The organism is Microbacterium sp. Yaish 1, from assembly GCF_002245215.1.
GTDB lineage: Bacteria > Actinomycetota > Actinomycetes > Actinomycetales > Microbacteriaceae > Microbacterium.
Genome location: NZ_NPMR01000001.1, coordinates 231,148 through 244,802 on the forward strand (window position 1 = coordinate 231,148; position 13,655 = coordinate 244,802).

The following is a 13,655-nucleotide window of genomic DNA, read 5'->3' on the forward strand; positions in this document are numbered from 1 at the left end:
TCTTCGTATTTAGGCTGCCGCCAGCCGGCGGAGTATCCGGTGCGTCGTGATTGGGTCGTGCTCGAGCGCCTCACGCGTCTGCGCGGCCCGATGCAGCAGCACGTAGTACCGGGCCGGCCGGAGGCCGAGCTCCGAGATGCAGAGTTCTTCCTTCTTGCCGGTCCACGTCGGATGAGCGGCTTCGAAGTCGAGCAGTTCAGCAGTGGTGGGCATGGGTTGATTCTCCGCCTGGCCACCGACATGGGTCCGTGGTTCAGCCCGCGCGCGCAGGGCAGGCGCGCTCGAAAGCGGCGTTCTTGTACCCGCGGATCATCTCTTCCTGGTCGATCGTCCGAGCGTCACGATCAGCCGGGTACCCGAGGACCGGAGCGAGCGCATCGTTGAGCTCCCGGTTCGTCATCTCGGCGTCAGCTGCGCAGAGACCGGCATCCGTCGTCAGATCGAAACCTGGCTCGTCGGGAGCGGGCTCCCCGATCTGCACTGCGTCGCCGCCCATCGCCGCAGCCCGAGATTCGGCGTCGGGGCCGTTGACAATCCAGTCGGGGCCGACCGCGATCACATGGGGTCTGGGGTTCGTGTCCTGCAGGGCTTCTAGGGTGTCGATCGCGATGTCGCGTTGGGACTCCGACCGGTATGTCGTCAGCAGCGCGCCACCGTCGCAGTCTCCCGCTTCCTCGGCGACCACCGTCTCGCGTGGCGTGATGGTCGCGCACGCACCTCCGGCCGCCACATACGACTCCTGGAGTACCTCGAGCGCACTCCGCTCCACGACAGGTGTAGCAGCCGGCGACGTCGTAGTTGGCTCGCTCGCGTCGACTTGCGCGCCGCAGCCACACAGAACCAGCACCGCAGCGGCGACGGCCGCACCCCAGACTCTCTTCACAGGCGAGAGCCTAGCCACCTGCTCACCCCCCGTGGATGCCAGGTGTGTCTCCGGTACCGGGATGCTCGATCCACGGAACATCGATCTCCCACCCGCATCCGCCGCACTGGTAGCCGCCGTCGACGGTACGCATCAGGGTGCCGCAGACCTCGCAGCGAGGCTCCGAGCCGATGTCGAAGTCGTCGGGCTCGTCCATGCGGACAGCCTATGTCGGCGTACGATGGCATCCTCTCGGCCGGAGGAAGGAACCCCGGCCATGCGATCACCGCTCGAACCCGACACGCAGCTCGACGTCGAACTCTCGGCGATCTGCGCACGCAACCAGTACACGCGCGACGCCGCACCGGTCATCGCTGAGCTCACCGCGGCGGCGCGCGGCCGGCGTGAGGTGCTCGCTCGGGCGGCCGGGATCTGGGCCGGCTACTTCGACTCCCCCGAAACCCACACCCTCGCGACTGCCCTGCGCGGCGTCCCGGGCGCCGAGCCCTGGGCTGAGGAAGGCCGGCGTAGACGCGGCATTCCCCGGCACGGGGCGCCGATCCGATAACCGTGCTGCACCCGAGTGCCGAACGGTCACGGGCTATCGTGAAGCCATGCACGACGACGTCACGACCGGCCCCATCATCACCGCCACGGGCACTGAAGCGCTCGTGACCGCGAAGCCGCCGGACTCGTTCAATCTCGTAGCATGTGCCGTCGGCGCCGGGGCGCTGACGCTGACGCTGACGACGATCGCGATGTACGCGTCGTTCGCCCTCGCCCTCGCCGTGGTCGCGCTGGTGCTGTCGGTGCTCGGTATCGCGACGGGTCGGCGGCACGCCTGGGCTGCGTGGGCCGGGACGTTGGCGTCCGGCGTCGCGGTGCTGCTCGGCGTCGTGTTCCTGACCTCGTAGAAACGACGAAACGCCCCCGGCGTCCGCCCACCGAAGGTGAGGGACGCCGGGGGCGTGGGTGGTGCAAGACGCGATCAGGGCGCGACGGGGTGTCCTTCGACGACGACCTGTTCGTAGTCCGCGGGGATGCCGCGGGACAGGATCGAGAAGTACGACGCGCCACCGGCGAGGAGCGGCGAGACGAGGGCCACGCCGAGGGTGATCGCGGTGACCACGAGGGGCACTTCGCCCGTCACGGCCGCGGTGACGCCGACCGTGGTGATGCCGCCGGCGAGCGCGGTGCCGTATGCCTGTGCGGTGGTTCGCAGGAAGCCGCGCTTGGCGGCGATCTGCGCGTCTACGGGGATGAGCTTGTCGGACATGGGTGACCTCCTCAGGTCGTGGGGTTGGCCGCGCACAGCACGGCCGGTTGGGTGGTGGGGAGTCCGGTGTCGGGATCGATGACCTGCACCGCGAACTCCCGGGCGGTGTACCCGTCGGGGCAGGCCGGCCCGGCGGGGCCAGGCGAACCGGTCTCGCCGGGTGCACCTTGGGCGCCGGGCGGGCCGGGCTCGCCCTGGGGGCCAGCGGGACCGGGCACGCCGTCGGCGCCCGGCGCTCCGTTCGAGCCGTCTTCGCCGACGGCGCCCGGCGGCCCCTGCGGGCCAGGCGGTCCCGCGACGCCGGGCTCGCCGTCGTCACCGTTCGCGCCGCGCGGCCCGGCCGGTCCTCGAGCGCCGGTGGCTCCCGGCTCACCCGTGACGGGGGCGACTTCGGCGGGGTCTTCGCCGTCGGGCTCGACGCCGGGGAGCGTGAGCAGCTGCTCGTAGAGCTCCTGCGCGTTCGCCTGCGACGCCTGCAGGTCGGCGTACATCTCCTGGTTCTCGGCGCGCAGCTGCGCGTTGTTCCAGGAGACGGCGACGATCGCGCCGAGCACGAGCATCACGATGACGGCGCCCAGCACCTTGTACGCGGCGATCCACGCCCGCGTCGAGATGCCGCTCATCGGCCGACCACCTGTTGAAGCCCCGATGTGACCGTCCATACGACGACACCTCCGATCACTGAGAGCACGGCGCCGAAGACCGCCAGGGCGATCGAGAACATCTGCTGTGCTCGGCTCTTGCGCTGGTCTTCGGCGAGTTGGCGCACCTCACGGTTGCGCTCGTCTTCCTTCGACTCGAGCTCCCGGAGACGCGCATCCTGCCGGTCGTCGCGCTCCTTCTGGTTCTGCTGCACCTGCGCGAGCATCGCCTGGGTGACCATCTGCGCAGCCAGCCCGTCCAGGCGCGAGTTGATCTCCGACCGGGTATCTCGAAGGTCCCCCCGCAGGATGTTGAACAGCGACGGGGGAAGCTCCTCCCCCATCAGCTCTGCAGTCGGCGCGCGAGCTCGTCCGCGACCTGCGAGGCCGACGAGCCCTTCGTCAGCAGCGGTGCGAGCACGTCGGCGAGTTGCTTCGAGACCGCGCTCGCGTCCACGGTCGCCTTGGCTGTGCCGGCGGCGTCGTGGATCTTCTGCAGCTTCTCGCAGTAGCGGAACTCGCCGGGCTTGGGCAGCCGGTTGTTGAGGTCTTCGGCGACCCAGACGAGGTCGTGCATGTTGAGCAGCCACCGGAGGTTGTCGTCGTTGAGGTTTCGCTCGCCGACGGCCATGCGCTGCTCCGAGCTCAGATCCGTTCCCGGCCACCGTCCGGTGTTGGCGTAGGTGGTGAGGCGGAAGCCGTGCTCGTTCGCGTGCGCGGTGATGCCGTAGCCGGGGATGAGGGTGTACGACACCCACGTGGACTCGCGACGGATGTTGATGGGCATGTCGTCCTCCTCGGACTCGGTTGCGGGTGTCGGGGCGGGCAGCGGTGTGCCCTTCCCGCCGGCGGGCGCCGGGCTTGAGTAGTGCCGTGCGGGGTCGGTGTGGGTACCGGACTGGATCGCGTCGCGGCCCCCGACCCGCCGCTCGGTGTGGGAGTGCGGGCCGGTCGCCAGGCCCGTCGATCCGAGCGGTGCCAGGTACTCGCCCTCGGCGACCCGCTGGCCGGGTCGGCGCCCGTTGAGGTGCGCGTGGTGGGCGATGTTCCACACGACGTCGCCGGCGCGGACGCCGATGATGTTCCCGAACACACCGGAGTACACCGCGAACGCGATCACCCCGTCTTCGGGCGCGACGTTCCCTTGTCCGCCGCGGTCCTCGCCGTAGTGGAACGGGCCGACGCCGGGGACGTTCAGGGTGCGGGGACCGTACGGGGACGTGACGGCGCCGGTGGAGGGTGGGGTGGGCATGTCAGACCTCGATTCCCAGCGCCTCGCGCTGCTCGTCCGAGAGGGCCGCGTAGGGCGGGAGCGTCTCGATCCACCAGTCCGCCGGGTCGGCGGCGTCGATCTTCGTCGTGTCCACGCGCACGGCATCCCACGACTGCGTCTGTTCGGTCTCCCACGGCCAGAAGATCTCGAAGAACACGACCGGGTCGCCGGTCTCCGCCGCGACCTCGCGCGCGTACGTGGCGATCTGGTCGAGGCCGGTGCCGTCGCCGCTGATCCGGTAGCCAGCACCGGACGGGTCCAGGAACGCGCCCGGGTCCGTCGGCGCCGGCTCGTGAGCGATCGTCAGCCGGCGCATCACTCGGCCCCGCCCGGCTCGGCGTCCGCCTCGTCGGCAGGCGGCGGCGGGAACGCCTGGTCGTAGGCGGCGAGGGATGCCTCGATCTTCTCCGCCTGAGCGCGGGCGCCGCCGGCCTGTACCGCGAGATCCTGCGCCGAGGCGAGCGCGGCGGCACGGTTCATGTCGAACTGCGCCGCCGACGCTCGCAGCGACGCGGCCTGTTCCTCGAGCATTGCTCGGATGATGGGGTCGCTCATGGTGCTCCTATGCGATTCGGATGATGTACCGCTGCACGACGTACGGCGGCATGTTCTCGTGGGCCTGACCGCCACCAGCCGACAGCGTGTTCACGCCCTGCGGGTACGCCTGCAGACCGTTGGCGTCCAGGTCGTAGTCCTGCCGGATACCGGTGCCGCCGCTGTTGGCGGTGACGACCTGCCCGTGGGTGTGCGCGGGCATCTGCGCCTGGGTGAGGGTGACGGTCTTCGCGCCGCCGGTCTTGCCGACCGTGTTGAACTCGGTCTGTCCCGCGTCGAACCCGACGACCACCCGTCCGTTGGAGTTCGGCAGGTTGAACGTCGTCGACCCGTTTCCGGCCCCGTAGTCGGTACCGATGAGCGCGAACAGCGCGGCGTACTGTGTGCGCGAGATCGCGGCCCCGTCCGCCCACGCCCAACCGGGCCCGGGCAGCACCTTCCCAGGCCAGATCCAGGTCGACCCGATCGGTGCGATGACTGTGCCGCCGATGCCCGAGAACAGGTCGCCGTCGAAGTAGCCGTCGCCGCCGACGTCGAGAGCACCGCGGTTGCGGTACTTCTGAATGCCGACGCCGTCGGGTGTGACGTCCATGAGGATGTCGGCCGTCGAGACGGTCGTCTCCCACGTCACCGTGCGGAGCTTGTCGGCCACGCTGATGCGGACGTCGTAGCTCTTCGTGATCTCGAAGACGCCGCCACCGGAGACGAGGAAGTACGTGCTGTACGTCAGACCGCCCGGGGTGACGACGTTGCGCTCCGTCCACGCGGCCGCACCGCGCTCCCGGGTCCATGCCCGGATGGTGAGACTGTTCTTCTCGACGTCGGCCGGCTTGAGCGACTGCGCCGCGGCCACCAGATCGACACGCAGGAACGTGCCCTCGTCCTCGTCCGGCGTGCCGATCGACGTCGCCCGCCGGATGGCTGCCTGCACCTGCGGGGGCGCGTAGGGCAGCACCTTGATCGTCGCGGACTTCGTGCCCACGCGGCCGCGGGAGTCGGTGACGGCCGCGCCGAGCGCACGATCGCCGGCCGTCGGAAGCGGGACCGTCCCGCCGGATGCTGCCGTGTTCCCGTCGACGCTGAACTGGCTCGCCTTGATCGTCGAGCTGTAGACACCCTGACCCGCGACGGTCGCGCGCAGCAGAGACTCGCCCTGTACGAAGGCGCCGATCGCCGCGACCACCGTCGGGTTGGCGTCCTGCACCGTGATGTCGCCGACGGTCGGGACGACGGATGCCGGGACGTTCAGCCGGAAGTTCTGCTGAACCGACCCGATCAGCTTCCGGTTTGCGTCCAGCGTGAACACGGTGAGGGTGCTCACGGCGGTGGTGTCGTTCGGGAGCGCGTCGAGCATTGACCACGCCGGCCGCCACTCCCACTGCGCCCCGACCGCACCTTGCAGGCCGACGCGCTGGCCCGCCCAGTCCATGTAGATGTCGTGCTGGAACGTGTCCGATGCCCGGTTCATCACCAGGGTGGTGACCTGATCCGGGCGCACGTCGTGAAGCGACGGCAGGATCGTGACACCCGACACCCGCGGGATGTCGTCGAGGCGGAGGCTGTCGCCCGCCCACGCGGTCCCGAGGTCGCTCGACGAGCCGTCCGCGCTGTACCCGATCGACATCGTGCCGTCCGGGTTGTGGTTGATCGTGAAAGATCCCTGCCACAGGCGCAGGCGCCCGTTCGGGCCGAGGTTGTAGTCGCTGCGGCCCGACTGTTCCTGACCGCCCGCGCTGACCTTCCACGACACCCCGTTGGCGCCTGTGCCGAAGTACGTGTACCCGCTGGTGTTGACCAGCCACACCTCACCGCCGACGGTCGACTGGTTCGCCGCGACGTTCTGGCCCCACTGGCCGATGTTGACCTCGAGGCGAACGTTCCCGCGGCGGGAGAATGCATTGCTCGCCATCAGATCGCCTTGAACACGGTGCGGTTGCCCTGCCGCTTGATCTTCAGATTCGCCAAGTCGACCTCCTCACCCACGAACCGCGGGGCGATGAACTGCCCCGCGTCGAGATAGGCCCCCGGCACGCCGTTCACGTTGAACGTCATGTTCGAGGGCGTGATCATGACCGATGTGGCCGCGCCCGGCGCCCCGATCTCGAGCCCCGTCGGCAGGATCCGCACGTACGCCCCGAGGCCGTCCGCTTTCTCCTGCGCGGCCCGTGCTGCCTCGGCCGCGGCGGTGGCGGCCACTCCCGCGGCATCCGCAGCGGAACGGACCTCACCGACCTGCCCGCCGAGGTTGGCGACCTGGTCGGCGACGCCGCTCAGCGCTGTCCTCTGGTCGGAGAGTTCGGCGGCCTGCGCCGAGGTCTGCCCGGCGATGAGCGTGATCGCACTGTTGGCGGTGATGTCGAGGTTCTGCCCGAATCCCGCCGACAGCATCGAGGTTTCGATGAGTCCCGCGCGCAGCACGTTCAGCCACGCCTCATTGCCCCAGATCTCCGAGACGTTGAGCTTGCGCGTCGAGAGCGAGCCGTCGATGACGAGCTCGCCGCCGTTCATGCGCCGCAGCGAGAAGCCGTTCACCGTGATCGTCGCGCCCGACGCCGCGAACGCGATCCGCGCGCGGATGTGGGTCACGCCGGTGGGGATCGTTGCTTCGACCGTGCTCGGGGTCCACGCCGTGGCGTTACCGAACGTGGTCGATGCGAGATCGCTCCACGTGGCGCCGCCGTCCTTCGACTGCTGCAGGCGGAGCCCGCCGGCACCGCCCGAGGGCCACCCCGACGCCTTGTAGACGCAGGAGAACGTGAAGCGGTCCCCCGCCTTGACGGGGATGCCCGGCTGCGTGCGCTCACCGGAGCTCACGATCCGCAGCGAGGTCGCGTGCCCCTCGTATGCGTCGGCGACGAACGTGCCGCCGCTGCCCTGCCAGGCGACCGTGCCGCCCAGATCGAAGTACGGGTCTTCGACGAGGTTGGTGAAGTCGCCCACGAGGAGCTGCCGGACGCTGATCGCGTTCGCGCGAACCCGGTTGGCGACGTCGAGAAAACCGGTGTTGATCTTCGCCGCGTCGAGCGTCGCGATCATCGCGTTCTCGAATGTGCGCGCGACCCACCCGAACGCGACGAGCTCCCACGCACCGATGAAACGGTTCGAGGAGTCGCGTCGGAACCAGACCGCGCCCGCCGGCTTCCCCTGAGCGTCGGCTGCGACCGGAGCCGCATCCGACACCGTGAGCCTGCCGTCTGCCGTCGCCGCGGCGGCCTTCGCGTCCGTGGCATCTTTCGATGCCTTCGACAGCGCGTCCGTCACGGCCTTGTCGAGGTCGCCCGACGCGATCGCCTGAACGACGATCGACGAGGCCGCGGACGCCGTCGAGGTGCGCCCGAGAGTATCGACCCAGACGAGCCGCGCGAACGTCTCCGACCCGGCCGTGCCGCGCACCGTCGCGACCTGACCGGCCGAGCGAGCGGGCACACCGACACGCGTCCACGGCCCCGTCGAAGCGGGTGCCGTCTCGGCGTAGAGCAGCTGGAACGACGACGGCACTGCCGCCCCGGTTGAGAGCTTGCCGTCCCACCCGATCAACACCAGGCCGAGACCCGTCGTGAGATCCGGCGCCGACGTTGCGGTAGTCACCTGAGCAGGTGCCGCACCGGTGACCGTCGTCGTCGCCGATGGGTCGCCCCACACGCCGAGAGCTGTGCGGGCACGCACACGGAAGCCGCGAGCCTTGCCCGTGGGCACGGTGATCGTGACCTCACGGGTAGCCGTCTCGAGCAGCGGCGTCCATGCCTGCCCGTCCTGAGCGAGCACCTCGTACGCCGCGACCTGCACCAGGCCGCCGTCGGTGGCCTGCGTGACCGCGTCCCACGTGAGCCGGACGGTTGCCGTCGCGGTCCCATCGGATGCGAACGCGCCCGTGTTGGATGCGACGGCGAGGCCGGTCGGCGCCTTCGGGACGATCGACACGGGCCGGGCGGGCGTGACCCCGATCTCCGGGGACAGCTGCGACCACACCCCGGCGCGGGAGCGCGCCCGCACCGCGACGAGCCGGTCCTCCCCCGGCGTCCACGTCTCGACGGTCGTCGACATCGCGGTCGTACGGGTCAGGAGCGACATCGGCTCGTTGACCGGCCGTGACCACACCTCGTAGGTGTCGATGTCGACGGCGAGCCCGTCGACCGCCTGCGCGACGGCATCCCATGCGATCGTGACCGTGGACCGCTCGGAGCCGTCCTCACCCCACGACCCGACGTTGCTCGCGACACGGACCGCGGCAGGCGGCAGCGGGGCGGTCTTTGCCGGCGCCGCTGCGGGAGGCAGTGCGACGCCGGATCCGCCGATGATCTGGCCGACCGACGCGGCGGCCGAGCGCTTCGCGAGCTTGGCCTGCAGGCTGAGGAGCTTCGACCCGACGACCGCGGTCGCCTTCACGAGCCCCTTGGAGTCCTTCGACACGTCCAGCCCGATGACGCGCAGCACCTTCTTGCCGCGGCGCGTGCGGGCGGTGACGACGTCGCCGACCTGGAACGACTCCCACGGCACGGGCACGCCGTCGCCGGAGAGCTCCCACTCGTAGGACAGCTCTTCCTGCATCGCACGGGACTCCGCGAGAGCGGGCTGGACGTTCTTCTCGGCGACGTCGCGGGTCTTCGCGCCCGGCTGCGTCATGACCTTGAACAGGTTCCCGAACCGGCCTTCGGCGCCGGTATTGTTGAAGTGGGTCCAGCCGAGCTCGTACTGCACGACGATCGCCGTCGCCGGGTCGAACTTCCGCGACGCCGGCGCCCGAGAGAACCCCGGGCCGCCGAGAGTGACGGTGTCCGAACGATCGGTGCCGGTGCCGGGATTGGCGGCGCGGAGCTGGTAGCCCTCGGACCACCACTCCATGTAGCCCTGCTCAGCGAGGGTCTGCATCACGCGGCTGAGCGGCGTCGTGAACAGCGGCCACGCCATCGAAACCCGCTGGTTCCACGGCTGCCCCGCAGAGTCGGTCGAGTCAGTGAAGCCGAGCGTGATGCGGCTGCCCCACCCCGAAGCCGCCTGCGCGACCTGGATCAGGTCACGCAGCACGAAACCAGGCGTGCGGTCGGTGTATCGGCGCTCGAGGTCGTCGACTGAATCACCATCGCGCCACCAGAGCGGGTAGCGCGCGGCGAGCCACGGCACCATCGAGGCGCCGGTGAACTTCACCACGCCGTCGGTGTCGACGCTGTCGCCCGAGTCCTCGTCGACGATGAACAGGTCGTTACGCGGGACACGCTTCCACCGGCCAGTCGCCGACGTCGTGTACTCGACGATCACGAGGAACGGCGCGTCGAGCTTCTCGGAGGTCTTCTCGGAGACGGTGAACTTCACCGACTGAGCGGAGTACCCCGTCCACGCGATCTCCGACGTGTCGAGCACCCGCCCCGGGGTGCCGTCGTCGTTCGCGAGGCGGAGGCGGATGTCGAGCACGAGGAACTCCTTAGATCAGGTACGCCGCCCGTCCGCGCACCTGGACGGATGCGCTACTGCGACTGGCGGTGGCGACGGTGAGGACGCCGGCACGCTCGGCCGGGCTGTTCGACCACGCAGGCGCGATCTCGAAAGCGCCCCGGGGACCGCCGAAGTCCGCGGCGCCGGATACTTCCGTGCCGCCGGTCCATGTGTCGGTGGTGGTGAGGAACGCGCGGCCGGTCGCGCTCTCGAACCGGAGCCATTGCGATGCGGTGACGGGTCCGGTGTAGGTGAACCACGCGCCGGAGCTGTCGGTGACCTGCAGGCCGGTGACCGCGCCCTTGACGCGCACGATCGCGTCCTGCACCTCGAGTGAGAGCCCGGAGAGCAGACCGCCCACGGCGACGGAGGCAGCCGACAAGGCGGCGGCCGTCGTGGTGACGAGCGGGCCTCGCGCTGACGCCGCGGGGACTCGGAACACGACGCTGAGGTCGACGACGCTGTCCGCGCCGCCGCGCCCGCTTGGCGAGCACGAGACGAACTCGACCACGCTCTCCCCCGGCTCGTACGTGGAGTCCAGGACGCCCCCGGCCCGCACGAGTGCCTCGAGCGTGCGAAGGTGGGCACGCGGGGTCTCGATGACGAGCATCGTCGTCGGCACGTCCAGGACGCCCGGCGCCGGCGAGACCGCACCGTGGCGCCCTGGCCGGCGCAGGGACGACAAGACGTTCGACAGATCCGCGAGCGGTTTGGACCGCGACCGCACGACCCAACCGAATCGCGCGTCCTCAAGCGAGATCCCGTTGAGTCGATACGTCACAGCTCCGCCTCTCGTTCTTTCTGTTCCGTGAACCGGTCAGCGACCGGGTCGGTGTGAATGGGGTTCACCTCGGTGATGTGGAACCGCGGCTGCTCGGCGAGGATGCGACCGAGCTCGGCCGCGAACGCGCGAGCGTCGAGCCCGCCGACCGATCCCCCGGTGATGCCCCCCTGCGCCATCATCTGCGGCGGGGAACCCGGCATCCGCCGGAACCCCTCGAGCAGCAGCGCCCAGGAACGCGCCGACCCGTCCAGCGGAGCGAACAACTCGGGCACGTCGCTCCGATCGCCGACGACACGCCACGTGCTCGGAGGCACCATCTGCGCGAGCGGCTCCATCGGCTTGAGCCCACCGCCGCGGACGCCGCCCTGCGCCATGAACTCGAGCACACCGCCCCGCGCCATCGGCTTGCCGTAGATCGACTGCAGCTGACCGACGAAGTTCCCGACCTTCGAGATCGCTGACACGGTGACGGTCTTGTCCTTCACCTTGCTGAGCTCGTTGACGACCGCCCCGATACTGCCCAGCGCTGCACCGGTGTTTGCGGAGATGTGCGTGCTGCCATTCGGGATCGAGTTGACCCGATCCACCAACGCCTGCACCTTCGACTGCTCGTCCGGCGCGTTCGACGTGATCTCCGTGATCTCCGACTCCGGGATGCCCGCGTACGCCGCGATCAGCTCCCACGCCTCCACCTCCGTCAGACCCATCGCCCGAAGCTGCTCAGCAAGGGCACCGGCCCCGTTGCGCCACCGGTCGGTTAGCGCGCCCTGCTCCTCGCCCGCAGCCGCGGCAGCCGACTGCTGCGCGAACAGCGCATCCACAGCCGCTGACGTCTGGTCACGGAGAGCGGCTGCAGCCTCAGCGCTTCCGTCCTGAGCCGCCGTCACCCCGTCCAGCGCGGCCGCGAAGTCACGAGCGCGATCGTTGAGGTTGCCGAGTGCGATCTGCGGATTGATGAAGTCGTTGAACCGGCTACGCATCTCTTCGAGCTTCTCGTTGCCCGCATCCGTGCTGTCGCCGAATGCCCGCATCGAGTCCTGAAGTTCGTCGATGTCGCTGGTGTCTGCGAACGGAGCGATGATCCGGCGGGCGTTCTTCAGCCCCTCCACCATCTGCTCCAGTGGACCTGACACGAAGTCGCCGACCGCGGTGTTCGCGGCGATGCCGAAGTCCAGAGCGCCGTTGACCAGGTCGCGGAAGAACTGGAGCACGGAACCACGATTGCTCGCGATCCAATCCGCGCCGTCGGCGAGGGGCTCCGCGAATGCAGCGGCCAGCGCTCCCTTGATCCCGTCGGCCGCGACCTCGATCGCGCGGCCAGCCTCCTCGATCTTCGTCGCGTCGTTGCTCGCGATTGTGTCGAACATCCGTTGCGCGGCGCCTTCGACCTGGCCGAGCTGATCGACCGCCGACGAAAGGTCCATCGCGAACAGGGCGTCGCCGAGATCCTCTGCCTTGGTGCCGAAGAGCTCTACGGCGGCGGCGTTCCGCTCGACCGGATCTTCCATTTCGCGCAGCTTGTCGAGAACCTGCTGGAGGCCCTCGCGCGCGCCGTCGCCGCCCGCCGCGATCTTGGCGGTCATCTGCTCGGCGTTGAGGCCGAGCCGTTCGAATCCCGTGGCGCTTGCTTCCGATGCATCCGTGGCGCGGATCTGGAACTCCTTGAGCGCGTCTGCCGCCACGTCGCTGTTGCGGGCGCCGGCGTTCAGCGCCTGATTCAGGAGCCCGATCGACTGTGGACCGTCGAGCCCGAGCTTCTTGAGGACGACGGGGTACTCAGTGAGCGTGTCGAGCAGGTCCTGTCCGCGGTCGAGCCCGTTGCGGGCGCCCGCCGCGAGGATGTCGAAGGCTTCCTTGGAGCTTCGCGCGAGGCCTGTTCGCAGCAGCGTGGTGACAGTCGTCGCGACGGGCTGCACGTCTTCGCCGAGCACATCCGCGATCCCCGCGAGGTTCTGGATGACCAGCTGGGCATCCCTCGCCGTCGCCGACGGGTCGAGGATCCGGAACTGGGTAGCGATCCGAGCGGTGTTCATGTTCGCCTCGATGGACTCACCGAAAACGCTCGAGTACGCCTCGCCAGCCGCGCGGGCGAACCGGCTGGCGGTGGCCGGGTCGATGCCTGTCAGGGCCTCCAGCCGGTCGGTCCGCTTCTCGACGGCGAGCCCGTCCTGGATCGCGCCGATGATCCCCTTGCCCACGGCGACGCCCGCCAGGACAAGGCCACCCGCGACGGGAATCGCAGCCAGCGCCGACACCAGCGTGTCCTCGATATCGCCGCCGATGATCCGGCCGACCTTCTCCCCGGCGCCACGCGTCGCGGAATCGAGGCCCTGCGTGAGCGACTTTCCGCCTTCGTCTCCAGCGGACTCCGTCTGCCGCTTGAACAGAGACAGGAAGCGCTTCAGGCCCGACTCGGCCGGCTCCGGGTCTACATCGACATCAACGATGTTGCGAGCCTTCCGGAGCCCATCGAGGCTCCGCTCAAGCTTCTGGATGTTCGCCTCGGCGCGCTTGACGTCGGCCGTCACATCGAGCCCGCCCTCGGCGCGCACGTGCAGGTCCTCGAGGCGGTCCTGCGCGCGCTGAAGGTTCTTCTCGGCGCGGTCGATGTCGGCGTCCAGCTTGACGACGGCGCGCTCCGAAACGAGCTTCTTGGCCTGCTTCTCGACGCGGTCCATCGCCGCGACCGCGCCCTTGCCGTCACCGTCGACCTTGAAGGGGTTCTTCTCGATGCGTTCCCCGGTGGCCTTGATCTTCTTGTCAGCCCGGTCGACGTCGTCGGTGTTGACGGTGACGAGAGCTTCGATCTCGGCTGTCCGGAGAGCTGCCATGGG

The 13,655-nt window shown here is 69.5% G+C and carries 15 protein-coding genes; 2 read left to right on the forward strand and 13 right to left on the reverse strand.

Features of this window, described 5'->3' with window-relative positions; genetic code table 11:
• Positions 1–9: 9 nt before the first annotated feature.
• Genes CI089_RS01180 through CI089_RS16325 form a run of 3 tightly spaced genes read right to left on the reverse strand, consistent with a single transcriptional unit; the run spans position 10 to position 1,079 of the window.
• Positions 10–213, reverse strand: a complete 204-nt coding sequence (locus CI089_RS01180) for a DUF3263 domain-containing protein (protein ID WP_094259894.1) — start codon at positions 211–213, stop codon at positions 10–12.
• 40 nt (positions 214–253) lie between these two features.
• Positions 254–964 (reverse strand): hypothetical protein, encoded by a 711-nt coding sequence (locus CI089_RS01185; protein ID WP_143738832.1) that lies wholly within the window; start codon positions 962–964, stop codon positions 254–256.
• On the reverse strand, positions 906–1,079 hold the full coding sequence (locus CI089_RS16325) for a hypothetical protein (protein ID WP_179223190.1): 174 nt from the start codon (positions 1,077–1,079) through the stop codon (positions 906–908). Before CI089_RS16325 ends, CI089_RS01185 begins: the two co-directional genes overlap by 59 nt.
• Before the next feature lie 60 nt (positions 1,080–1,139).
• Between CI089_RS16325 and CI089_RS01190 the strand changes: the two genes are divergently transcribed.
• The gene (locus CI089_RS01190; RefSeq protein ID WP_094259896.1) at positions 1,140–1,430 is read left to right on the forward strand and encodes a hypothetical protein; all 291 of its coding nucleotides are present in this window, start codon (positions 1,140–1,142) and stop codon (positions 1,428–1,430) included.
• A 46-nt stretch (positions 1,431–1,476) separates the two neighbouring features.
• Positions 1,477–1,776 carry a hypothetical protein gene (locus CI089_RS01195; RefSeq protein ID WP_094259897.1) on the forward strand — a complete coding sequence of 100 codons (300 nt, stop codon included), beginning with the start codon at positions 1,477–1,479 and terminating at the stop codon, positions 1,774–1,776.
• A gap of 74 nt (positions 1,777–1,850) precedes the next feature.
• On the opposite strand, the gene CI089_RS01200 is transcribed toward CI089_RS01195, so the two are convergent.
• Genes CI089_RS01200 through CI089_RS01240 form a run of 10 tightly spaced genes read right to left on the reverse strand, consistent with a single transcriptional unit; the run spans position 1,851 to position 13,652 of the window.
• A complete protein-coding gene (locus CI089_RS01200; RefSeq protein WP_094259898.1) occupies positions 1,851–2,138 on the reverse strand; it encodes a hypothetical protein in 288 nt (95 codons plus the stop codon).
• A gap of 11 nt (positions 2,139–2,149) precedes the next feature.
• Positions 2,150–2,761 carry a hypothetical protein gene (locus CI089_RS01205; protein ID WP_218823004.1) on the reverse strand — a complete coding sequence of 204 codons (612 nt, stop codon included), beginning with the start codon at positions 2,759–2,761 and terminating at the stop codon, positions 2,150–2,152.
• Positions 2,758–3,123: a hypothetical protein gene (locus CI089_RS01210; protein ID WP_094259899.1), complete on the reverse strand. Its 366-nt coding sequence runs from the start codon at positions 3,121–3,123 to the stop codon at positions 2,758–2,760. The genes CI089_RS01205 and CI089_RS01210 overlap by 4 nt, the downstream gene beginning before the upstream one ends.
• On the reverse strand, positions 3,123–4,031 hold the full coding sequence (locus CI089_RS01215) for a M23 family metallopeptidase (protein ID WP_179223191.1): 909 nt from the start codon (positions 4,029–4,031) through the stop codon (positions 3,123–3,125). The genes CI089_RS01210 and CI089_RS01215 overlap by 1 nt, the downstream gene beginning before the upstream one ends.
• Before the next feature lies 1 nt (position 4,032).
• Positions 4,033–4,368, reverse strand: a complete 336-nt coding sequence (locus tag CI089_RS16330; RefSeq protein ID WP_179223192.1) for a hypothetical protein — start codon at positions 4,366–4,368, stop codon at positions 4,033–4,035.
• Positions 4,368–4,607: a hypothetical protein gene (locus CI089_RS01220; protein ID WP_094259901.1), complete on the reverse strand. Its 240-nt coding sequence runs from the start codon at positions 4,605–4,607 to the stop codon at positions 4,368–4,370. Before CI089_RS01220 ends, CI089_RS16330 begins: the two co-directional genes overlap by 1 nt.
• A gap of 7 nt (positions 4,608–4,614) precedes the next feature.
• The gene (locus CI089_RS01225) at positions 4,615–6,516 is read right to left on the reverse strand and encodes a DUF859 family phage minor structural protein (protein WP_094259902.1); all 1,902 of its coding nucleotides are present in this window, start codon (positions 6,514–6,516) and stop codon (positions 4,615–4,617) included.
• Positions 6,516–10,016 carry a hypothetical protein gene (locus tag CI089_RS01230; protein ID WP_094259903.1) on the reverse strand — a complete coding sequence of 1,167 codons (3,501 nt, stop codon included), beginning with the start codon at positions 10,014–10,016 and terminating at the stop codon, positions 6,516–6,518. The genes CI089_RS01225 and CI089_RS01230 overlap by 1 nt, the downstream gene beginning before the upstream one ends.
• 10 nt (positions 10,017–10,026) lie before the next feature.
• A complete protein-coding gene (locus tag CI089_RS01235; RefSeq protein ID WP_094259904.1) occupies positions 10,027–10,818 on the reverse strand; it encodes a hypothetical protein in 792 nt (263 codons plus the stop codon).
• Positions 10,815–13,652, reverse strand: a complete 2,838-nt coding sequence (locus CI089_RS01240; RefSeq protein ID WP_094259905.1) for a phage tail tape measure protein — start codon at positions 13,650–13,652, stop codon at positions 10,815–10,817. The genes CI089_RS01235 and CI089_RS01240 overlap by 4 nt, the downstream gene beginning before the upstream one ends.
• Positions 13,653–13,655 lie beyond the last annotated feature (3 nt).

Excerpts from the sequence above, each read along its gene's own strand:
- CI089_RS01205 (WP_218823004.1), bottom strand. The coding sequence starts at position 2,761 with ATGAGCGGCATCTCGACGCGGGCGTGGATCGCCGCGTACAAGGTGCTG.
- CI089_RS01240 (WP_094259905.1), bottom strand. The coding sequence starts at position 13,652 with ATGGCAGCTCTCCGGACAGCCGAGATCGAAGCTCTCGTCACCGTCAAC.
- CI089_RS01200 (WP_094259898.1), bottom strand. The coding sequence starts at position 2,138 with ATGTCCGACAAGCTCATCCCCGTAGACGCGCAGATCGCCGCCAAGCGC.
- CI089_RS01220 (WP_094259901.1), bottom strand. The coding sequence starts at position 4,607 with ATGAGCGACCCCATCATCCGAGCAATGCTCGAGGAACAGGCCGCGTCG.
- CI089_RS01185 (WP_143738832.1), bottom strand. The coding sequence starts at position 964 with ATGTTCCGTGGATCGAGCATCCCGGTACCGGAGACACACCTGGCATCC.
- CI089_RS01180 (WP_094259894.1), bottom strand. The coding sequence starts at position 213 with ATGCCCACCACTGCTGAACTGCTCGACTTCGAAGCCGCTCATCCGACG.
- CI089_RS01215 (WP_179223191.1), bottom strand. The coding sequence starts at position 4,031 with ATGCCCACCCCACCCTCCACCGGCGCCGTCACGTCCCCGTACGGTCCC.
- CI089_RS01210 (WP_094259899.1), bottom strand. The coding sequence starts at position 3,123 with ATGGGGGAGGAGCTTCCCCCGTCGCTGTTCAACATCCTGCGGGGGGAC.
- CI089_RS01195 (WP_094259897.1), top strand. The coding sequence starts at position 1,477 with ATGCACGACGACGTCACGACCGGCCCCATCATCACCGCCACGGGCACT.
- CI089_RS01190 (WP_094259896.1), top strand. The coding sequence starts at position 1,140 with ATGCGATCACCGCTCGAACCCGACACGCAGCTCGACGTCGAACTCTCG.
- CI089_RS01225 (WP_094259902.1), bottom strand. The coding sequence starts at position 6,516 with ATGGCGAGCAATGCATTCTCCCGCCGCGGGAACGTTCGCCTCGAGGTC.
- CI089_RS16330 (WP_179223192.1), bottom strand. The coding sequence starts at position 4,368 with ATGCGCCGGCTGACGATCGCTCACGAGCCGGCGCCGACGGACCCGGGC.
- CI089_RS16325 (WP_179223190.1), bottom strand. The coding sequence starts at position 1,079 with ATGGACGAGCCCGACGACTTCGACATCGGCTCGGAGCCTCGCTGCGAG.